Origin of the sequence: Flavobacterium sp. (genome assembly GCF_023151265.1) — a bacterium.
Taxonomy (GTDB): Bacteria; Bacteroidota; Bacteroidia; order Flavobacteriales; family Flavobacteriaceae; genus Flavobacterium.
This window is the reverse complement of record NZ_JAKLJH010000011.1, coordinates 2,173-24,061: the sequence shown is the minus strand read 5'-3', so window position 1 is coordinate 24,061 and position 21,889 is coordinate 2,173. Positions and strand designations below refer to the sequence as shown.

Annotated in this window: 21 protein-coding genes and 1 riboswitch; of the genes, 12 read left to right on the top strand and 9 right to left on the bottom strand. The window is 30.7% G+C overall.

Annotation, left to right across the window (positions count from 1 at the left end; genetic code table 11):
• Positions 1-10 precede the first annotated feature (10 nt).
• From L6Q46_RS02160 to L6Q46_RS02150, 3 genes are all read right to left on the bottom strand, one after another.
• Positions 11-796: an ABC transporter ATP-binding protein gene (locus L6Q46_RS02160; protein ID WP_291282906.1), complete on the bottom strand. Its 786-nt coding sequence runs from the start codon at positions 794-796 to the stop codon at positions 11-13.
• 119 nt (positions 797-915) lie between these two features.
• Positions 916-1,941, bottom strand: coding sequence for an iron ABC transporter permease (locus L6Q46_RS02155; RefSeq protein WP_291282905.1), 1,026 nt, complete (start codon positions 1,939-1,941; stop codon positions 916-918).
• Between the two features lie 112 nt (positions 1,942-2,053).
• Positions 2,054-3,184, bottom strand: a complete 1,131-nt coding sequence (locus tag L6Q46_RS02150) for an ABC transporter substrate-binding protein (RefSeq protein ID WP_291282904.1) — start codon at positions 3,182-3,184, stop codon at positions 2,054-2,056.
• A 262-nt stretch (positions 3,185-3,446) separates the two neighbouring features.
• Positions 3,447-3,725, top strand: a riboswitch (cobalamin riboswitch).
• A 255-nt stretch (positions 3,726-3,980) separates the two neighbouring features.
• On the opposite strand from L6Q46_RS02150, the gene L6Q46_RS02145 reads away from it, so the two are divergent.
• Entirely contained in the window at positions 3,981-5,918 is a 1,938-nt protein-coding gene (locus tag L6Q46_RS02145; RefSeq protein ID WP_291282903.1) for a TonB-dependent receptor, read from the top strand.
• Positions 5,919-5,953: 35 nt separating this feature from the next.
• Here L6Q46_RS02145 and L6Q46_RS02140 read toward each other — a convergent pair whose 3' ends face one another.
• Positions 5,954-7,357, bottom strand: a complete 1,404-nt coding sequence (locus tag L6Q46_RS02140) for a S41 family peptidase (protein ID WP_291282902.1) — start codon at positions 7,355-7,357, stop codon at positions 5,954-5,956.
• A gap of 85 nt (positions 7,358-7,442) precedes the next feature.
• On the opposite strand from L6Q46_RS02140, the gene L6Q46_RS02135 reads away from it, so the two are divergent.
• From L6Q46_RS02135 to L6Q46_RS02120, 4 genes are read left to right on the top strand one after another with little or no spacing between them, the layout of a single operon-like run.
• On the top strand, positions 7,443-7,958 hold the full coding sequence (locus tag L6Q46_RS02135; RefSeq protein WP_291282901.1) for a sigma-70 family RNA polymerase sigma factor: 516 nt from the start codon (positions 7,443-7,445) through the stop codon (positions 7,956-7,958).
• Positions 7,939-8,382 (top strand): hypothetical protein, encoded by a 444-nt coding sequence (locus tag L6Q46_RS02130; RefSeq protein ID WP_291282900.1) that lies wholly within the window; start codon positions 7,939-7,941, stop codon positions 8,380-8,382. Before L6Q46_RS02135 ends, L6Q46_RS02130 begins: the two co-directional genes overlap by 20 nt.
• Positions 8,383-8,389: 7 nt before the next feature.
• Complete coding sequence (locus L6Q46_RS02125) at positions 8,390-8,917, top strand: DUF4252 domain-containing protein (protein WP_111565540.1); 528 nt, start codon at positions 8,390-8,392, stop codon at positions 8,915-8,917.
• A 3-nt stretch (positions 8,918-8,920) separates the two neighbouring features.
• Positions 8,921-9,454 (top strand): DUF4252 domain-containing protein, encoded by a 534-nt coding sequence (locus L6Q46_RS02120; protein ID WP_291282899.1) that lies wholly within the window; start codon positions 8,921-8,923, stop codon positions 9,452-9,454.
• A 25-nt stretch (positions 9,455-9,479) separates the two neighbouring features.
• Here the strand turns inward: L6Q46_RS02120 and L6Q46_RS02115 are convergent, their stop codons facing one another.
• The 4 genes from L6Q46_RS02115 to L6Q46_RS02100 all read right to left on the bottom strand — a co-directional run bounded on the left by L6Q46_RS02115 (position 9,480) and on the right by L6Q46_RS02100 (position 13,247).
• Positions 9,480-9,923, bottom strand: a complete 444-nt coding sequence (locus tag L6Q46_RS02115) for a sterol desaturase family protein (RefSeq protein ID WP_291282898.1) — start codon at positions 9,921-9,923, stop codon at positions 9,480-9,482.
• A 67-nt stretch (positions 9,924-9,990) separates the two neighbouring features.
• Positions 9,991-10,830 (bottom strand): phytoene/squalene synthase family protein, encoded by an 840-nt coding sequence (locus L6Q46_RS02110; protein ID WP_291282897.1) that lies wholly within the window; start codon positions 10,828-10,830, stop codon positions 9,991-9,993.
• Between the two features lies 1 nt (position 10,831).
• Entirely contained in the window at positions 10,832-12,292 is a 1,461-nt protein-coding gene (gene crtI / locus L6Q46_RS02105) for a phytoene desaturase family protein (protein ID WP_291282896.1), read from the bottom strand.
• A gap of 55 nt (positions 12,293-12,347) precedes the next feature.
• Positions 12,348-13,247: a MerR family transcriptional regulator gene (locus L6Q46_RS02100; protein ID WP_291282895.1), complete on the bottom strand. Its 900-nt coding sequence runs from the start codon at positions 13,245-13,247 to the stop codon at positions 12,348-12,350.
• 101 nt (positions 13,248-13,348) lie between these two features.
• On the opposite strand from L6Q46_RS02100, the gene L6Q46_RS02095 reads away from it, so the two are divergent.
• Positions 13,349-13,954, top strand: coding sequence for a hypothetical protein (locus L6Q46_RS02095; RefSeq protein ID WP_291282894.1), 606 nt, complete (start codon positions 13,349-13,351; stop codon positions 13,952-13,954).
• Positions 13,955-14,017: 63 nt separating this feature from the next.
• On the top strand, positions 14,018-15,661 hold the full coding sequence (locus tag L6Q46_RS02090) for a hypothetical protein (RefSeq protein WP_291282893.1): 1,644 nt from the start codon (positions 14,018-14,020) through the stop codon (positions 15,659-15,661).
• 32 nt (positions 15,662-15,693) lie between these two features.
• Here L6Q46_RS02090 and L6Q46_RS02085 read toward each other — a convergent pair whose 3' ends face one another.
• Positions 15,694-16,932, bottom strand: coding sequence for an NAD(P)/FAD-dependent oxidoreductase (locus L6Q46_RS02085; RefSeq protein ID WP_291282892.1), 1,239 nt, complete (start codon positions 16,930-16,932; stop codon positions 15,694-15,696).
• Positions 16,933-17,048: 116 nt separating this feature from the next.
• Between L6Q46_RS02085 and L6Q46_RS02080 the strand changes: the two genes are divergently transcribed.
• The 5 genes from L6Q46_RS02080 to L6Q46_RS02060 form a co-directional block, all read left to right on the top strand.
• Positions 17,049-18,566 carry an aromatic amino acid ammonia-lyase gene (locus tag L6Q46_RS02080; RefSeq protein ID WP_291282891.1) on the top strand — a complete coding sequence of 506 codons (1,518 nt, stop codon included), beginning with the start codon at positions 17,049-17,051 and terminating at the stop codon, positions 18,564-18,566.
• Between the two features lie 69 nt (positions 18,567-18,635).
• Positions 18,636-19,742: a WG repeat-containing protein gene (locus L6Q46_RS02075; RefSeq protein WP_291282890.1), complete on the top strand. Its 1,107-nt coding sequence runs from the start codon at positions 18,636-18,638 to the stop codon at positions 19,740-19,742.
• A 10-nt stretch (positions 19,743-19,752) separates the two neighbouring features.
• Positions 19,753-20,484, top strand: coding sequence for a 3-oxoacyl-ACP reductase FabG (gene fabG, locus L6Q46_RS02070; RefSeq protein WP_291282889.1), 732 nt, complete (start codon positions 19,753-19,755; stop codon positions 20,482-20,484).
• A gap of 9 nt (positions 20,485-20,493) precedes the next feature.
• A complete protein-coding gene (locus L6Q46_RS02065; protein WP_111565552.1) occupies positions 20,494-21,720 on the top strand; it encodes a beta-ketoacyl-[acyl-carrier-protein] synthase family protein in 1,227 nt (408 codons plus the stop codon).
• Between the two features lie 7 nt (positions 21,721-21,727).
• Positions 21,728-21,889, top strand: a 162-nt coding sequence (locus L6Q46_RS02060) for a phosphopantetheine-binding protein (protein WP_291282912.1), incomplete at its 3' end; no start/stop codon positions are given.

Here is a 21,889-nt window from a genome sequence, read left to right as displayed (position 1 = left end):
TTGGGATAAATTATTTGATTTTGAACTTGCCAATAGTAGCATCAAAAGTCAAATGTTCGGTATCAAATAAGGTATTAAAAATCCCAGTTTGAATTAAATTACAAGGTTGGTCTTGTACAATTTTGTTTGGTGTAAACACAATCATTTCGTCTGTCATTTGAATCGCTAAATCGATGTCATGAGTAGAGTAGAGAATGGTTTTGCCTGTTTCGTGCGCGAGTTTTTGCAACAATTTTAATAAAGTCGCTTTATGAACCAAATCTAAATGTGTCGTAGGTTCGTCTAAAATGATAATCGAAGTATCTTGAGCCAAAGCCCGAGCAATCAAAGCAATTTGTAACTGACCATCACTGATTTCGTCATGTTTTTTGTGAACCAAATGTTGAATTTCGGTTAATGCAATTGCTTCTTCAATTTTAATTTTGTCTTCTTCAGATAATGTTCCTAGCCAATTGGTGTAAGGCTGTCTTCCTAAAGCGATTATTTCGTAAACGGTTAAATTACTTGGTGGCAATTTTTCAGTTAGAACGATGCTTAATTCTTGTGCTAAATCAATAGGTTTGTAATTTTGAAGCGACTTGTTTAGTAAAGTTATTTCACCCGATAATGGTGGAATAATTCCAGTAATAGTTTTTAATAATGTAGATTTTCCGATTCCGTTTTCACCGATTAATGCGATTAATTTGCCCTTTTCTAAACTAAGATTGATGTTTTGAGCAATAGTAATCGTTTCCGATTTGGATTTGTAGCCAATCGAAAGATTTGAGGTTTGTATGATGAAATTTTGTTGGGTCATTCTTATTTATTGCTACGGATTAATTTTTAAACATATAAGTCATATAAGTTGGAAGTATTTATAAAAATTACATAAAAGTTCATTTAAGTTGATTTCTTTCATTTCTTTAATCTGTGTTCCTAAAACCTTTTCTTCTTAACTAACAACCAAATCACTACAGGTGCTCCAATTACAGAAGTTATCGCGTTAATTGGTAAAGTAATATCATTTCCTGGAACTTGTGCAATCGTATCGCAACAAAGCATTACAATCGCTCCAAGTAACAGCGTACTCCAAAACAACACAAAATGATTACTGGTTTGAAACAACAATTTCGCCATATGCGGAACTGCTAATCCTATAAAAGCAATCGGACCTGCAAAAGCGGTAATACTTCCTGCTAAAATACTGGTGGCAATGATGATTAAAAAACGTGTTTTCTTATAATTGATTCCGATACTTTGAGCATATTTTTCTCCCAACAATAAAGCGTTTAAAGGTTTGATAACCATAAAACTAATTCCAATTCCGATGATAACAAAAATGGATAAAAGCGAAATTTCATTCCAAGATAAATTCGAAATGCTTCCCATTGACCAAAAGGTGAATTTCTGTAATTTTTCAGCAGTAGTAAAATAAGAAAGCACCGAAACAATAGCACTTGTAAAACTTCCAAACATTAATCCGACAATCAAAATTGCCATGGTGTCTTTAAGTTTTTTCGACACCAATAAAACGGCCATAAAAACCAATAAACTGCCTAAACTTGAAGCTAGAATTAATCCATAATTCGATAAAAAGAAGGATGAGATGAAGGTAGGTAAAAATCCAGTTCCTAAAATGATAAACGCCACTCCCAAACTCGCTCCCGAACTCAATCCCAAAACATAAGGTCCAGCCAACGGATTTCTAAACAACGTTTGCATCAACAAGCCGCTCATCGAAAGTCCAATTCCTACTAAAATTGCGGTAATAGCTTTTGGAAAGCGGAAATTCCACAGAATAATTTCCCAACTTTCCTTACTCATGTCTTGCGATAAAAGTCCGTTAACCACTTCTTTTAATGGAATAGAAACCGAACCTAAGCTAATATTCACCAAAAACAAAAACACCATTGCTACAAGCAAAAGGATGAAGAGAAAATTTTGTTTTTTGGTTAATGGCATGCGTTGAATTTTTGGCTAAATTACGTTTTTAGAATCTATTTTGGGAACACAGATTTAAGAAATGTTAGAAATTTCAAGAAAAATAATTCGTGTTAATTAGTGAAATTTGTGTTTACTTCAACTTCTCAAAAAAGAACAATTCATAATCGGGTAACATTTCGGGATGTAAAATTTTTACGATGTCTTTTAAAACTAAATCAGGTCGGTTTTGTGCTAATTCGTAATAAATAACACCGCCTGTTTTTCCTTTTTTAGTGCTAAATGAATACACGTTTTTGTTCTTTACGGCTTTAAAGTGAATGTAATTTGGATTACTATTCATAATTTCTTGAATCGAACCAAATTGTCCTGGACCAATCCAAAAATCAGCGTCTTTGGCTTTATCTAAAACACTTTCGAAAGATAAAGCTAAGCTTCCTGTTCCTTTGGAATCTTTCCATAAATAATTTCCGTTAGCTTCTTTTAAGAAATAGGCTGCCCAACTATCGCCTTGTGGTAAAAACCATTGGTCTTCATAGATAGCACCGGCAAAAATAGTGGGTTGGGTTTTAGCATTTTTCGCTAAAGCTAAAACGGAATTGTATTCCTTTTCAATTGAGTTGAAGATTTCTATTGCTTTATTGTCTAAATCATATAAAGCGCCGAAGAACTTAATCCATTCTGCTTTTCCCAAAGGTGTTTTTTCGGTCCAATCTCCATTGAAAATGATTTTCTGACCGTTCTTTTCTAGGTTTTTGTAGGTTTTCAAATCGCCATCTACACTAAAACCAACAATTAAATCAGGTTGAATGTCTAAAATGACTTCGATGTTTAATCCTTGATTAGAACCTAAATCTCTCACTTTTCCAGCGTCAATTAAAGCTCTTGTTTTTTCTGATGAAATGTATTGTGTAGTTGGAAAACCTATTAATGTATTTTCTACTCCTAATGATTCTAAAGCCGGAATATGCGTTGTTGAAGTAACGATTACTTTTTTGATTGGTATTTCAATCGCAGTAAATTGTTGTAAACTATCTGGAATTTGAACACCTTTTTTATGAAGAATGTAGGTGTAATCATCTTTTGCTTCAGGATAAGCATTCGAAACTTTTACCACCGAAAATCCATTGTATTTTTCGATTGAAAATCCTTCCGCATTTTGAATACTGTTTTGTGCAGAAGTATTCGGATTTGCAGAACTTTCTGATTCTTTACATTGGGTAAATCCAAAAAATAAAATTACTAAAATGAAATAGTGGCGCATGAAAATGTTTTTTGCAAAAGTAGTACTTTACATTCAAAAACAGATTATATGTAACAAATGATGCCAAACGTTTTATCAAAAACCACTAAATTTGTAATAAAAAACATGAGAACAGATTCTAACGCTTTCCTTTATGCAGTAGCAACTATTATTTTGGCACACTTTGTTATTGGCTTTATTTGGTTGTGGCGTAAGATGAATAAGAAGAAGTAGTTTTTTGAAAGATGTTTAGTAAATATTGCATTTTTATAAAAATATAATACCTTTGCCCTCGAATTTTGGTTGTTGTTTCTGAATTTTTCAAAACAACATTAAAAGGGAATTAGGTGAAAAACCTAAGCTGTACCCGCAACTGTAAGCTATCAAGCTTGTTATTATCTACAATACCACTGTTGGTAATTTGGAATTAAGAATTGAGAATTAAGACTTTAGAAATTATGCTTTCTAACTTCTGACTTCTAACTTCTAACTTCTAACTTTCGATGGGAAGGTTGATAACAAGACGCAAGCCAGGAGACCTGCCATATTCATTGAGTAACAAACTTTCGGGAAAAAAAGTTTGAGTATGGGTAAATTCTGTGCTTTTCTCCCAAATTATTAATTATTGATTGAAGTGATTGGTTTAAACACATAGTCACATAGTATCTAGTTTATTTTGAAGGTTGTTTTAGAAAAATTATTTTTACACATAGCGCTTTGTTATCTATGTTAAATGAAATGCCTTTTTATATTCTATTTCATCTATGATTCTACGTGTTGAAAAAATTATTTCAGCAAGTTTTTTATTAACCCTAAAATGAACAAAAAGTTTATTGGCTTAAGTGTATTTACACTAGCTACTGCTTTTGCGTATGCTCAAGAATCAGATACGCTAAAAGTGACTAATTTAAAAGAAGTGGTCGTTTCCGACACAAAATTTGCGCAAAGCAAAGAAAAATCAGGTAAAATTATTGAAGTTATTACAGCAGAAAACTTAGAAGCTAAAAAAGGTCAAAATTTAGCTAATGTTTTGAGTCAAGTTGCTGGAGTGGAAATCAACGGAAATCAATCGTTTAATGGAAAGAACTTAGGTTATTACATTCGTGGTGGTCGTAATCGTCAAGTAGCTATTTATATTGATGGTGTTCCGGTTTCTGATGCTTCAGGAATTAACATTGAATATGATTTACGTTTAATTCCAGTAGAACAAATCGAGAAAATTGAAGTAATGAAAGGCGCTTCGAGTACGTTATACGGAACTGGAGCTGCAACTGGAGTTATTAATATTACTTTGAAGAAATCAGCTAAAAAGGAAATTTCTGGTAATGCGTACATCAATATGGGAACGCAAAATACTTCAAATACTTCTAAAACAAGCGCACAAGATTTCAATCAAGGATTATCGCTAAACGGAACAGTTAATAAAGTTTCGTACATGACGACTTTGAATAGCACAGAAACTAAAGGAATGTCGGAAGCTGCAGGAGAAAATTTTGAAGAAGATACATTTTCGAGAGTGAATGTGTTGCAGAAAATTGGTTTCAAAGCGAATGATAAATTGAGTTTTGAATTTTTCGGAAATTATGACCGTATTAAAAACACGTTCGACAATTCGTTTGACGGAATTATCGCTAATGCAGACGATTTAAACAACAATAGTTTTTCGGAACAATTCAGAATCGGATTTTTACCAAAATACAAATACAATAAAGGAGAATTTGCTATTAACGCAGGAGCTTCAACAATTGATAGAGTTTTAAATATTTCAAATTCTTGGTCGGGAACGATTGATAATTACAATTATTCAGGAAGAAGTGTTTCGATTGATGCTTTCAATAAATACAACTTCAGCAAGCAAGTATATTTAGTTTTAGGTGCGCAATATCAATATTTCGATATGACACAAAAAGACGCTTATACTGATGTTGCAAAAGAAGGAGCTAAGTTTAATTTGTTAGATCCATATGCAAATTTTGTTTATAATTCTAATTTTGGTTTTAATTTGAATGCTGGTCTTAGGCTAAATTTTCACAGTGAATATGACACATATTATGTGTTAAACATTAATCCAAGCTATACTTTTAAAAATTTACCATTAAAGATTTTAGGCTCAATTAGTGGTGGATATATCACGCCAAGTTTATACCAATTATACGGTCCTTACGGAAATTTAGACTTAACGCCAGAAGAAAATGCTACGGCAGAATTTGGTTTTGAATCGCAATTATTGGACAAAAAATTAACGATAAATGCGGTTGGTTTTTATAGAGAAGAAGAAAATACGTTTGGATTTTTTACTGATCCAATAACGTTTGCTTCAAATTATATCAACATCGACGGAACTTACAATGCAAAAGGAGTGGAAACAAGCGTTCGTTATACCATATCAGAACGTTTCAATATTGGTGGAAATTATACATTTACAGAAGTAGAACAACAATTAAACCGTTTGATACCAAAGCACAAAGGAAATGTTGATTTGAATTACAAATTCAAAAGAGGAACTTTCGGAATCAATTATCAATATGTTGATCATAGAAGTGATGCATATTATGATTCGAATATTTGGGCAACGCAAGCTGTTAATTTAGCGGCTTATCAGTTGGTTAACTCTAATATTTCGTATGAATTATTGCCAAATCGTTTACATGTTTTTGGAACTGTAACTAATATACTTAATGAAGATTTTCAAGAAGTAATTGGTTATAATTCAAGAGGAAGAAATTATAAATTAGGTTTGAATTTCATGTTTTAGATAAAGAAATAAAAGAGGGCAATTCGCCCTCTTTTTTATTCCAAATACATTTCATCACCAAACAAGCGCATAGATTTACTATCTTCAAAATGGTTAAATATTTTTTCAGGTAAACTTTGCTGAAATCTACCATTTAAATTAATATAATTTATTGTTGCATTTAAAAGAGGATCGGAAATTTCTCCAATTGTACCTAAATTGTCTAAGTCTTCAAGTTGGGTTAAATTAGGAGATAAACCATTTGTATATTCACTGAAATTATTATTGTTTGCAATTTTTAATACAATAGGCTGCATAGCATATTTGTGGTTAGGATTTACATTTTCTTTTCTAAAAGTAGGAGAGTCATAAAGCGTGATAGATCCAACATTTTTTCCAGCTGTTGCATCGCCTATTTGAACAACATTTATATAGGGAGCAAGACCATTAATAACTAATTCACTTGCAGAGGCTGAACGTTTTGTAGTTAATATGAAAATTTTGTTTAAATTTAGATGGTTAATACTATTGCCATTAGCGAGAGAATTTGTAAATCTATTTAAAAGTTGTTCAGGATTGTTGATTAAATTTTCAATTTTATAATTCCATTGTTGTTTTGCGAAAATTTGATTATTAAATTGTCCAGTTATCATACTTGCCAATCGAGTAGCTGTATTTATAGAACCACCCGAATTGTATCGTAAATCTAGTACTAAGTGAGTAATTCCTTCATTTTGAAAATATCCAAATGCATTATTTAGCTCTGTTTCATAATTTGCATAAAAACCATTATACATTAAGTATCCTATTTTTTTAGTCCCTTCTACAAATACTTTTCTGATGTAAACTGGATTTTCGGAATAGTTTGTTTTAGTTAGCATAACAGAATCCCCATTTGGAGTAATAGCCCCATTGTCAAATTCTGCAAAGTTTAAAGTGTAATTTTCTAGATTAAGCAGATTAATATAATTTGAAGTATTTAAAGAAATTCCATTCACTGCATAAAAAATATCTCCTCGTTGAATATTTTTAGTTGATGCGTCAGAATTTGGTTGAATATATCGAACCCAACCAAATAATTCCGTTGTACTTCCTTCTCTAAATCTCAATTCATAATCGACACCATTGCTTTTTTGAGAACCGCTCAATATTTCTTCTAGCACAGTATAATCTGAAAAAATAACACTGTAACGATCAATTGTAGGGGCAACTAATAAATGATTAAAAATCTCTTCTGGAGAATTAAAAGAATTAATAAAGTTGTCATAATCACTACTTGAATCAAAACGATCATCTGCTAGATCAGGAGAATCAGAAAGCCAGAAGTAATAAAGGTTAAGACCTTTCCAAACAAAATTATTTACAGACCCGTACGATATGTTATCATCGTAGTCGTCAGTACATTTTACAACACTTTGAGCAAAAAGTATTGCAAGTAAAGCCAACATAAATCTTTTCATATACTTTTTTTTATAAAGATAATTACATTTCTTTTTGTAACAAAATTAAATTACATTCGTCTTCATTATAAACCAACCAATTACTATGAACCAAAACGAGTTTGTGCAAATAATTACTCCTTTCAAGGATAAGTTATTTCGTTTAGCGAAACGAATGCTCGTTAGTACCGAAGAAGCAGAAGATGCGACTCAGGAAGTGTTGGTTAGATTGTGGAATAAGAATAGCGCTTTAGAACAATACAATAGTGTAGAAGCTTTAGCGATGACGATGACCAAGAATTATTGTTTGGATCAACTCAAAAGCAAAAGAGTTACGAATTTGCAAATTGTACATAACAATTATCAAGATAAGCAAGCGAGTGTAGAAACGCAAATAGAGTATCAAAATACGTTACAATGGGTAGAAAAGTTAATGAACGATTTACCCGAACAACAACGATTGATATTACAACTAAGAGAAATTGAAGAATACGAATTTTCAGAAATTGCTCAAGTATTAGAAATGAATGAAACAGCGGTTCGAGTAGCTTTATCAAGAGCACGAAAAACCTTAAGAGAACAAATAGAAAAAACACATAATTATGGAACTCAAGTTAGTTGAACAATTATTGGAAAAATACTTTCAAGGTGAAACTACAATAGCAGAAGAAAAACAATTAAAGGCCTATTTTTCTTCCAACGATGTGGCGCCACATTTGGCAAAATATCAATCGCTATTTGGTTACTTTGAAATACAAAAAGGAACGCAATTCGAGCAAAAACTTCCATTACAACCTAGAAAACAAAGTACTGTAAAATGGATAGGTATCGCTGCAAGTTTTGTAGCGCTTTTTGGATTGGCAACCTTCTATTTTTATCCATCTGAACCTAAATATGAAGATTTAGGAACGTATGATAATCCAGAAGAAGCCTTTGCAGCTACACAAAAAGCTTTGTTAATGGTTTCAGAACAAGTAAACATTGGCATGAAAAGTGTAGTATATTTAGAAGAATACGAAAAAACAACAAAAACAATTTTTAAATAAAAGAAAAATGAAAAATTTAGTAGTAGTTATAGCATTTTTAATGGCATCAACAGTTTCTTTTGCACAAGGCGCTTTTGATAAATTTGAAGATAAAGAAGGTGTTGCAACAGTGGTTGTAAACAAGAAGATGTTTGAAATGATGAGTAAAGTTAAAGTGGATGCAAAAGACAAAGAAATGCAACAATACATGAACTTGCTTAAAAAATTAGACAACTTAAAAGTTTTTACTACTAGTAACGCAAAAATTAGTTCTGATATGAAAGCGACTGTAAATAGTTACTTAAAATCGAATCCATTAGAAGAATTAATGCGTGTGAATGGCGATGGTAAAAACGTAAAAATTTATGTAAAATCTGGAGCTAACGAAAACATAGTAAGAGAGCTTTTAATGTTTATTGAAGGTTCTAATGTGAAGGATGCCGGAACCGTAGTTTTATCATTAACAGGAAACTTTAGTTTAGATGAAATTTCTGTTTTAACCGAAAAAATGAGCTTGCCAGGTGGCGATGATTTGAAAAAAGCTTCTAAAAAATAAACCATGAAAAAGTTAGTATTACTTGTTTCTTGTGTGATTTTACTTTGGAGTTGTGAAGACAAACCAACGCTTCAAAAGTATTTTGTGAAAAACACGGAATCATCTAAGTTTATTGCATTGGATTTAGCTTCCAATATCATTAAAACGGATAAAGTTGAATTATCAGAAACGGAAAAAGCCGCATTAGAATCGTTCGAAAAAATGAATATTTTGGCTTTTAGAACTGATTCTACAGATATTACTGGATATGATAAAGAAATCAAAGAAGTGAAAGCTATTTTGAAAGACGAAAGCTATCAACAATTAATGAAAGCTGGTTCAGGTAATGATGGTGCAGCTATTTATTTCGTTGGAAATGATGACGAACACATTGAAGAGTTTGTTGTTTTAGCTGGAAAGAAAGAAAATGGTTTTGCAGTAGTTCGTGTTTTAGGAAACGATATGAATCCAACACATATTATGAATATGCTGAGTTTACTCCAAAAATCACAAGTCGATATGGAGCAATTGAAACCTTTACAACAACTTATGAAATAAAAAAATCCCGCAACTGCGGGATTTTTTAGTTTTTGAAGTATTTCAAAGGAACGATTAACATTCCAAAACATTCTCCATGTTCTTTTCCAATATGTTTGTGATGCATTTTGTGAGCACGTCTAACAGCCTTAGCATAACGATTGTTTGCATTTCTAAACAACTTAAAGCGTTGGTGAATAAAAATATCATGAACTAAGAAATAAGCCAATCCGTAAGCAAAAATTCCAATTCCAATAGCTAAACCAATTTCTAAGATGTTGTATTTCCAAAGTAAAAAACAACCAATACTTACCAAAGCATAAAAAATAAAAAATGCATCATTTCGTTCAAACCATGAATCGTGATCTTTTTTATGATGGTCAGCATGTAAACTCCATAAAAAACCATGCATAATGTATTTGTGACTAAACCAAGCCATAAATTCCATAAAGCAAAAAGTGGTAAAAAAAACTAAGATATGTATCCACATAATATTTTAAATTTCAATAATTAAATTAATTTATGATGCTGAAACGAGTTCAGCATGACAATTAGAATTACAAAATATTCAATCTGTAATTCAAGTAGCATTTTGCTAACAATCCTACTTTTTCATAATCAGGAACACGAATTCTCGTATTTTTGATTTCCACAGAAGGTGTTTTTTTCAATTTACTTAGTAATTTCTTATAGTAAATATAAGCAGTGTAAACGCCGAATTTAGCTTCTAAAGGTAATTTTTGAATTCCTTCAAAACCCGCATCAAAATCAGCTTGAATTTCATTGATAATTTGCTGTTTTGAAGCTTCATCTAAGCGAGATAAATCGGTATTTGGGAAATAAGTTCTGCTTAAATCTTCATAATCGGCTTTTAAATCGCGTAAGAAATTCACTTTTTGAAAAGCCGAACCTAAACGCATCGCACTATGTTTTAATTCTTCGTATTTTTCATCATTTCCATTTACAAAAACTTTCAAACACATTAAACCCACAACATCTGCCGAACCATAAATGTACTGATTGTATTCTTCCACAGTAGTGTAAACCGATTTATGTAAATCCAATTTCATACTGTTCATAAACGCATCAATCAATTCCATTGTAATATTGTATTTATTTACGGTATGTTGAAACGAATTTAAAATAGGATTTAAACTTATTTTTTGCGAAAGCGCTAAACTTAATTCGTTTTCAAATTGCGAAAACAAAGCTTCTTTGTCGTAATCGTGAAAAGTGTCAACAATTTCGTCAGCAAAACGAACAAACCCATAGATATTATAAATATCTTGTCGGATGCTTGGAGCCAACATTTTTACAGCAGATGAAAATGATGTGCTGTATGCTTTTGTAACTTTTACGCTACAATCAAATGAAACGTTATCAAAAATGGATTTCATACTATTGATACTTTTTTATTAAATCGGCAACTAATTTTCCTGAAATTAAAGACGGAGGAACTCCCGGTCCTGGTACGGTTAACTGTCCAGTAAAGTACAAGTTTTGCACTTTTTTACTTTTCAATTTAGGTCTTAAAAAAGCAGTTTGCAATAAGGTATTTGCCATACCATACGCATTCCCTTTGTACGAATTATATTCTTTAACAAAATCATTTACACAAAACGATTCTTTAAAGATAATGTTATTTTTTACTTTTTGATTGGTTAATTTTTCTAATCGGGTGATTATTTTTTCAAAATACAATTCTCTTAACTCGTTTGTGTCTTCTAATCCAGGTGCTAATGGAATCAAAAATATTCCTGCTTCTTTACCTTCTGGAGCTGAGTTTTCATCGGTTTTTGATGGAAAACTTGCGTAGAATAGTGGCTCTTCAGGCCATTTTGGATTGTCATAAATAGCTTCTGCATGAATATCGAAATCTACATCAAAGAATAAAGAGTGATGTTCTACGTTTTCGATTTTCTTATCAAATCCTACATAAAATAGGAGCGAAGAAGGAGCAAATGTTTTGTTATCCCAATATTTTTCAGAATACTGACGATGTTTTTCATCTAACAAAGTTTCCGAGTGATGATAATCGGCTCCACTTAGAATTACATCTGCTGTGATAATTTTATTATTCACCAATAAACCAGTTGCTTTTCCATTAGTAACATCAATTTTTTGAACATTAGCATTGGTTTCGATTTTAACACCTAGTTCTTTAGCCAGTGTTTCCATTGCTAAAATTACCGAATACATTCCGTTTTTAGGATGCCAAGTTCCCAAACCAAAATCGGCAAAGTTCATAAAGTTATAAAATGAAGGTGTATCACTTGGTTTAGCTCCTAAAAACAAAACTGGAAATTCTAAAATTTGAACCAATTTCATATTTTTGAATCTTTTTCGAACATCTTTTTTAATGTTACTAAAAAATTGATTCACTTTTTTTGCTGTTTCTAAAGTAATCAATTCTAAAGGCGATTCTCCTGGACGATATACCAAATCTTTAATAGCAATATCGTAATTACTTTTAGCTTCAGCCATAAATTGCTCTAATTGCTTTCCGCTTCCTTTTTCAATGGATTCAAAGGTTTTTACAATTTCGGGTAAATTATCAGCAATGGTTACAAAATCTAAGTGACCAAAATACACTTGATAAGCTGGAGAAAGTTTTATCAATTCGTAATAATCGGAAGGTTTTTTGCCAAAGTCAGTAAAGAAACGCTCAAAAACATCGGGCATCCAATACCAAGTCGGACCAATATCGAAAGTAAAGCCTTCCTTTTTAAGTTGACGAGCTCTTCCTCCTATGGTACTATTTTTTTCGTAAACAGTTACATCGTTACCTTGTTTTGCTAAATAGCAAGCTGCTGCTAACGAAGAAAATCCTGAACCGATTATGGCGATATTTTTACTCACTTGTTTTTATTTTGTTTAACAAAAATAGTAAAAAAGTTAAACAAAACAAATCTTTTTACAAAGTATTTGAAAGTTCTTCTATGCTATTAAAAATATGTACGTTATTATTAAGTGTTTTGGTTTCAATAAATTCTGTCATTCTACCTAATAATAAAAGTTCGTGATTGGTATTTTCAAGAAGTTTAGATTGAATATCAGTTATATAATTATTAACTTCTTCCTGATTTGGTTCCACGGTTAAATAACTAACAAAGGTTATTTTTTCGTAAGAATTGATAAGGTCTAACAAACTTTCTGTTGGAATACTTTCTCCTAAGTAAATGGTTTGATATCCTTTTAAAAGTATTTCGTAATTCAAATACATTAAACCTAATTCGTGTACTTCGTTTAAAGGAAGGAATAATACAAAAACTTTATCAGTTCTTGTAGGTTCTAAAATTTGAACTTTTTCTGTATTAATTAATAATTTCTGTTTAATTAGATAACTTATAAAATGTTCGTGAGCGGGTGTAATTGTTTCGGTTTGCCATAGGAATCCAATTTCTTGCATTAAAGGAATAAATACCGTGTAAAATACTTCACGAAAAGATTTTTCACTTAGTAATTGGTTATAAGTATTGAAAAACAAAGATTGATCAAAATTCATCATCGCCATATTAAAAGTACTAATAGCATGATTTTTGGCACTTTTTTCGGAAATAATATCGTTTGCAAGTTTGTTTATTTGCTCTTGCGTAAGCGAACCAATTTTAGATATTTTATATCCGTAATTATGAAGCAAAACGATGTTTAATAGTTTTTGTAAATTCTTAATATCATACGAACGAATGTTAGTATCAGAGCGCATAGGTTCTAAAACATTGTAGCGTTTTTCCCAAATACGAATAGTATGTGCTTTTATGCCTGAAAGATTTTCTAAATCTTTGATACTGAATACATTTTTAACGTTGTTCATCTTTTCGGTAAATTTATTAAACAAAAGTATGAAAAAAGATTTGTAAATAATTAAATTATTTAATATAAATTTGTTTTATATAACTTAAACAAATCTTAATTATGAAAAAAATTGTAACATTAGTGTTATTCATAGCTTCTTCTGTTGTTATGGCTCAAAAGACAAAAATTGAAAGCGGTGATTTCAAATTTTTAGCAGGTGTTAAAGAAGTTAACGTTGAATTTGACTATTCAAATTTGAAATTAATGAAAGAAAATTTAACTGAAGAGCAATATGTTACTAATAGAGCTACTGAGTTAAATGAGAAAAAAGGTGTTGGAGATATTTGGAAAAAGAAATGGCAAGGAAGTAAAGAAATGATCTGGAATCCTAAATTTTTAGAATTAATTAATGTTGTAAGTTCTAAAGAAAAAACGAATATTTCTTTTCAAGAAGGTTTAACATCGGCTAAATATACATTAATTGTTGAAGTTGTTTGGATTTATCCAGGATGGGACGTTGCTATGATGAAACAACCAGCTAAAGTTACAACTAATATTAAAATTGTTGAAACAGCAAATAGATCAAATACTTTAGTTGTTATGTCTAGTGAAAATGCTCCTGGTGATCAATGGGGTAGTAACTTCAGTAATGAAACTAGAATTGGTGAAGGTTTTGCTAAGACTGGAAAAACTTTAGCTAAAGTTATTGCAAAGCAAATTAAATAATTAAGCCTAATTTTAATAAATGAAACTGTCTAAGAAATTAGGCAGTTTTTAATTTTTATAATAATGAAAAAGAATATACTATTCGTTTTACTTTTTACAATTAATTTTATTTTTTCTCAGAAGGAGTTGTCTAAAGATTATAGTTACACGGTAAGTGCTCCTTATAAAGTTTTTGACGCATCAGAAAAGATTTATTTTTCTAAAAACAATCAATCTATAGCTATTAAGTTTGATGAAAAAAAGGTGTTAATCCAAAAATTTGATTCTGATAAACCAGCCTATCTAAAAGAAAAACTGTATGAGAAGTTTTTTCCAAAAAATTATAGAGTTGAAGACGTTTTAGAATTTGATTCAAAATTTTATGTGTTTTATTCTTCATGGAATGGTGATGAAGATAAAGAGCAATTATTTTCTGTAGAAATTGATTTTGATAAAGGAGAATTTATGACTCCTAAATTGATAATAGAAATCAATGGAAAACTTTCAGGAAAGAAAAACTTTAGTTTTTTTGGAGGAGGATTATATGATATGATTGATGGAACTCAAGATAAATTTGATTTTTTGGTTTCTCATGATAGAAAAAAAATGTTGGTTCAATATCGAAAAAAACCAGAAGTTAGAAATGATAAAAAAAGCTATGATGTTATTGGTTTAGTTGCTTTTGGAGATAACTTAACTCAAATTTCTGAAAGAGAAATTAAAATGCCATACACTGAAAGAAGAATGGATAATTTAGATTATCAATTAGACAACGATGGTAATTTGTATTTATTAACAAAAGTTTTTCATGATGATAGTAATGATGATAAAAAAAGAAGTAAAGATGAATTAGCAAACTACCATTTAGAATTATTTTTTATCAAAAATGAAACCAATGAATTAAAAATTTCAAGATTTGAAAACAAAGATAAGTTTATCACAAAATTATGGTTGTTTGATTCTCCTCAAAACTTTTTAGTTTGTGGTGGATTTTTTAGTAATGGAAAAGGAGATTTAGATGATAGCGATGGTGTTTTAGCTTTTAAAATTGATAAGCAAGGAAACATCTATGATAGTGTTTCTCATGATATTCCTGCTGAAATAATCAATCAATATGAAAGTGAAAAAACTAAAAAGAAAAACGATAAGAAAGAGAAAAAAGGCGACGTTCCAAAGTTTTCAAATTTATTCCTAAAAGATTTAATTGTTAACAATGATGGAAGTTTAATTCTAGTAGGTGAACAAGATTTTGTTGTTACTCACACTTCAATGGGACCAAATGGCTCAACAAGTACATATGTTCGTTATTTTTATAATGATATTTTAATCACTAAAATTGGGGTTAATGGCGAACTAAATTGGATGAAAAAAATTCCGAAAACCCAATCAGGAGGTAGAGGTCAAGGTGGAATGTCGTACAAATATTTTAGTGCAAATGATCACCATTATTTAGTATTCTTAGATAATGTAAAAAATATTGATTTACCAATTGATAAAACTCCAGCACTTCATTCAGATGGCCAAGGTGGTTATTTAACAGCTGTAAAAATTGCTGATTCAGATGGTTCATTAACAAAAAGTTCCATTTTAAACGGACGCGATATTGAAGATTTTCAAATGCATCAATTTTCAGTGAATCGAGTTTTTAAAACGAGTGAAAATTCTTTTATGTTAGAAGTTTACAAAAAGAAGAAAGAAGATATTATGATTAAAGTAATATTAAAATAATAAAAAAAGGGCAATTTTAAATTGCCCTTTTTTTATTGTTGTTTTTCTAAGTTTATCATGTGTGCCATGTTTTTAATAACATTGTCATGTTTTTTAACAAAAGGATTGTTTTGATCCCAAACATAACCAGCTAATACAGCACAAATTTTCTCTTTAACATCTGGGTTTTCAGGTTGATGAAAGAAAAGTGTTTGTAAATTTCCAGTGTACCATTCTTTTACATAAGTAGTAAAAACGCCGATTCCACTTTTCATATATTCTGTAAATTCTTTTTCCCAATTTACTTCAGTGCCGTTTAATTCTTTGTGAATTAATTTCGCTGCTAACATTCCCGATTCGGTTGCAAAAGCAACTCCAGATGAGAAAACAGGATCTAAGAATTCTGAACTGTTTCCAGTTAAGGCAAAACCATCTCCATACATTTGTTTTACGGAACGCGAATAATTTTCTAATTTCACAGGTTCAAATAAAAATTCAACATCGCCAAAACGTTTAATATAATAATCAGATAACTGAATAGCATTTCTTAACGCTTCTGCATTATTTCCATCTGATAATGAATTGATAAAAGACGTTGGTCCTACAACTCCTAAGCTCGTATTTCCATTCGAAAACGGAATTACCCATAACCAAACTTCGGTTTCTAAAATATCAAACGAAATTAAAGTTCCTTCTTCACCTTCTGGTCTGTTTTTATCTTGAACGTGTGTAAAGATAGAAGAATGCGGATCTAATTTTGATGGTGTGTCTAAATCTAATAATCTAGGTAAAACTCTACCATATCCACTAGAATCGATAATGAATTTTGCGTGAATTTCTCTTAAATTACCGTTTTTATCTTTAATTGTTGTAATAGAATTTTTACCTTCAAATTTTACAGCAATAACTTCAGATTCAAATTCTAAATCAATTCCTTTATTTATAACTTCTTCAGCTAATGTATTGTCAAAATCAGCTCTTGGTACTTGCCAAGTCCAATCCCATCCTTCAGAAAACTTTTTGCTAAAATCAAAAACGCAAATCTCATTTCCACGAATAAATCGTGCACCAAGTTTCTTTTCAAAATTCATTTTATCTAAAGCAGGAAATAATCCAGCTTCATCAAAATGATCCATTACTCTTGGGATTAAACTTTCTCCAACTACAAGTCTGGGAAATTTAGTTTTTTCAACTACTTTAACTTTAACGTTATTGTTGTGCAAGTATGAAGCAGATACGCAACCAGATGGTCCAGCACCAATTACTAGAACATCAATGAATTCTTGTGTCATATTTTTCTTTTTTGTTTGTAAGAATATGTTACCTTTGACGCTTCAAATTTAATCACATATTTTTTATTTATGCATAAATTGTTTGTGATTTTTCAAATAAATTTAAAGTATTAATAATGAGCACGTTAAACGAGTATCTGTCTATTGAAGATTTTACATCTATAATTTTTAACAACAATAAAGTTGCTGTAAGTGATTCTGTTATCAAAAGAGTTGAAGAAAGTTTTGACTTTTTAAAGGAATTTTCTGGTAATAAAGTAATTTATGGTGTAAATACTGGTTTTGGTCCAATGGCTCAATACAGAATTAAAGACGAAGACAGATTACAATTGCAATACAATTTAATTAGAAGTCATTCATCAGGAACTGGAAAGCCAATAAGTCCAATTAACGTAAAAGCGATAATTCTAGCTCGATTAAACACACTTTCTTTAGGTAATTCTGGAGTTCATCCTTCAGTTATCCATTTAATGAAAGAATTTTTAAATAGAGATATTACGCCTTTGATTTTTGAACACGGTGGAGTAGGTGCAAGTGGCGATTTAGTGCAATTAGCGCATTTAGCATTAACACTAATTGGTGAAGGTGAAGTGTTTTACAAAGGAGAAAGACGTGCTACAAAAGAAGTTTTTGAAATTGAAAAATTAGAACCAATTAAAGTTGAAATTCGTGAAGGTTTAGCTTTAATGAACGGAACTTCCGTAATGACAGGTATTGGAATTGTTAATGTGCATAATTCAAGAAAAGTACTAGATTGGTCTGTTAAATGTTCTTGTGCAATCAACGAAATTGTAAAAGCTTATGACGATCACCTTTCATTTGAATTAAATAATACGAAGAAACATTTTGGTCAACAAGAAATCGCGAAACTTATGCGCGATAACTTATCAGACAGTACTTTAGTTAGAAAAAGAGAAGACCATTTATATTCAGGAAATAACAACGAAGATGTATTTAAAGAAAAAGTACAAGAATATTATTCATTACGTTGTGTTCCGCAAATTTTAGGACCTGTCTTAGATACTATAAATTATACATCTCAAGTTCTAGAAAACGAAATTAACTCGGCAAACGATAATCCAATTGTTGATGTTAAAAACAAACACGTTTATCATGGTGGAAATTTTCACGGAGATTACATTTCTCTAGAAATGGATAAATTGAAAATTGTAATTGCGAAATTAACTATGTTATCTGAACGTCAATTAAACTATTTATTAAACTCTAAATTAAACGAAATTTTGCCTCCTTTCGTAAATTTAGGTGTTTTAGGATTTAATTTCGGAATGCAAGGTGTTCAATTTACTGCTACTTCAACAACTGCAGAAAGTCAAATGCTTTCTAATCCAATGTATGTGCATAGTATTCCTAACAATAATGACAACCAAGATATTGTTAGTATGGGTACAAATGCGGCAGTAATTGCAAGTAAAGTAATCGAAAATGCATTTGAAGTTTTAGCTATTGAGTTAATTACAATTGTTCAAGCTATTGATGCATTAAATTATAAAAACGAAATATCTTCTGTAACTCGAAAAATGTATGATGATATCAGAACTATCGTACCAGAATTTAAAGAAGATCAAATTATGTATCCTATAGTTCAAAAAGTAAAAGATTATTTGATGCAATAATTTATTTTCCAAAAATTTTATTATTTCACAATAAATTTTAAATTGCTTAAAATTATAATCTACTCTACAATGAAAAAGTATTTATTATTATTCTTATTTAGTCAAATTTTTTATGCTCAAGAAAATGCTCTTGTAAAGCAGAACGATAAATTTGGTTATATCAGCAAAACAGGAAATTTCAGCATTGAACCTCAATATAAAGTGGCTAAAAACTTTTCTGATGGTTTGGCAGCAGTTGAAAAAGATGGAAAATGGGGTTTTATCAATTCTAAAGGTGAAATGGTCATTGCTCCTACATATTCTAATGCTAAATATTTTAATAGTGGAATTTGTGTTGTTGAGAAAGATAAAAAATGGTTCTACATTAATAAAAAAGGTGAAGAATTAAAAATGCCAGCTTCTGATAAAGTATATGATTTTGAATATGGAGTTGCTTTCATTAAAGTAAATGATAAAGTAGGGCTAATTAATCCAAAAGGTGAAATTATCGTTCAACCAACCTATCAAGTAATAAAATCGTTTGAAAATGGTTTTGCAAAAGTAAAACTAAATGATAAATGGGGAATTATCGATAACAAAGGAAAGCTAGTTATTGAAACCATTTATGATGAGGTTGGAAGTTACTACAAGAACATCACTTGGGCTCGTTTAGGAACAGCTTTTGGTTTAGTAATCGCAAATAAATTTCAAGCAATTGATGGTGTAGATAAGATTTGGGATTTCCTATATCAAGATGTTACTTATGCTAGAAAAAATGATAAAATTGGATTCATCGATTTAAAAGGAAACTGGATTATCGAACCAAAATACGACAAAGCAAAAGCATTTCATAAAAATTTAGCACCTGTTTGTATCAACAAAAAATGGGGTTATGTTAATTTAAAAGGCGAAGTTATTATTGGATTAAGCTATCCAGATGCAGAAATTTTTAGTAAAGATGGATTAGCTCCAGTTAAAATTAAAGAATGGGGTTTTATTGATGAAACTGGTAAATTAGTAATTCAAGCCGATTACCAAATCACAGCAGGAGGTTTAGCTTCTATGTTTAAAGAAGATGATAAAGGATTTGTTAATGGTTTGGCAAGAGTTAAACATAAAGGAAAATGGGGTTTTATCACAAAAGAAGGAAAAGTATTAGGTGATAAATGGTTTGATAACGCAGAATTATTTCAATAAAAAATAAATTATGAAGTGTGCATTAGTTACAGGTGGATCAAGAGGAATTGGAAGTGCAATTTGTAAGAAATTAGCAGAATCTAAAGAATATCATATATTAATCAATTATCAATCAAATGTTGAAGCAGCTGAAAAAACATTAGAAGTTGTAAAAGAAAATGGTTCAACAGGAGAGATTATTAAATTTAATGTTTCGGATGCAGAAGAAGTAAAAGAAGCATTAACAAATTGGCAAGAAGCAAATCCAACAGCCGTAGTTGAAGTCATTGTAAACAATGCCGGAATTACCAGAGATGGTTTATTTATGTGGATGTCTTATGAAGATTGGAATAACGTAATCAACACAAGTTTGAATGGTTTTTTCAATGTAACTAACTTTTTTATTCAGAAAATGTTACGCAACAAATATGGTAGAATTGTAAATATGGTTTCAGTTTCTGGGGTAAAAGGAACTCCAGGGCAAACTAATTATTCTGCCGCAAAAGGAGCTGTAGTTGCAGCAACAAAAGCATTGGCACAAGAAGTTGCTAAAAGAAATATAACCGTAAATGCTGTAGCCCCAGGATTTATTAGAACCGATATGACTGGTGAATTAGACGAAAAAGAATTGATAAAAATGATTCCAGTAAACCGTTTTGGAGAAGCAGAAGAAGTAGCCGATTTAGTTGGTTTCTTAACTTCTAAAAAAGCAGGTTACATTACAGGCGAAGTTATCAATATTAATGGTGGAATTTATTCATAAAAATTAGCTATGAGCAGAAGAGTTGTTATTACTGGAATGGGAATTTATTCTTGTATTGGTACTTCAATAGAAGAAGTAAAGCAATCTTTATATGAAGGCAAATCAGGAATTATTTTTGATGAAGAACGAAAAGAATTCGGGTTTCAATCTGCATTAACAGGTAGTGTTCCTAAACCTGATTTAAAAAATCATTTAAGCCGAAGACAAAGAGTTAGTATTGGTGAAGAAACTGAATATGCTTATTTAGCTACTATTGAAGCATTAAAAAATGCTAAAATAGATGATGCTTTTTTTGATGAAAATGAAGTGGGTATTTTGTACGGAAACGACAGTGTTTCTAAAGCCATTATTGATGCAATTGATATTGTAAGAGAAAAAAAAGACACCGCTTTAATTGGTTCAGGAGCTATTTTTAAGTCAATGAATTCAACGGTTACCATGAATTTATCTACGATATTTAGATTACGTGGTGTAAACATGACAATTAGCGCAGCTTGTGCTAGTGGTTCGCATTCTGTAGGTTTGGCTTATCTTTTAATAAGTAGTGGTTTACAAGATATTGTTATTAGTGGTGGAGCGCAAGAAATTAATAAATATGCCATGTCAAGTTTTGACGGACTTGGTGTTTTTTCGCCAGATGAAGCAAATCCAACAAAAGCATCAAGACCATTTGATGCTAGTAGAAATGGTTTAGTTCCAAGTGGTGGTGGTGCAACATTAATTATTGAAAGTTACGAATCTGCTATAAAAAGAGGTGCGCCTATTTTAGCCGAAATCATTGGTTACGGATTTTCTTCAAACGGAGGTCATATTTCAACTCCAAACGTTGAAGGACCAGCAACAGCAATGAAAAGAGCGCTTGCGCAAGCAAATATTGATCCGTCTGAAGTTGGTTATATTAATGCTCATGCAACATCAACTCCTTTAGGTGATGCAAACGAAGCAAAAGCAATTTTAGAAGTTTTTGGAGAAAATGGTCCTCATGTTAGTTCTACAAAATCTATGACAGGTCATGAGTGTTGGATGGCTGGTGCAAGCGAAATAATTTACTCCACAATTATGATGCAAAATGATTTCATAGCTCCTAATATAAACTTCGAAAATCCTGATGAAGATTCAAAAAAATTAAATATTGCAGCAAAAACAATAAATAAGAAATTTGATGTATATTTGTCAAATTCTTTTGGATTTGGTGGAACAAATTCAGCAATTGTAGTTAAAAAAATAGAAAGTTAAAAAGATTATGGCAATCGAAGAAATTATTGAAAAGGTAAATGAGATTTTTGTTGATGAATTTGAAGTAGATGGTGATGTAATTTCCCCAGAATTAAATTTAAAAGATACTCTTGGTTTAGATAGTTTAGATTATGTAGATTTAGTTGTTGCAATTGAATCAAATTTTGGA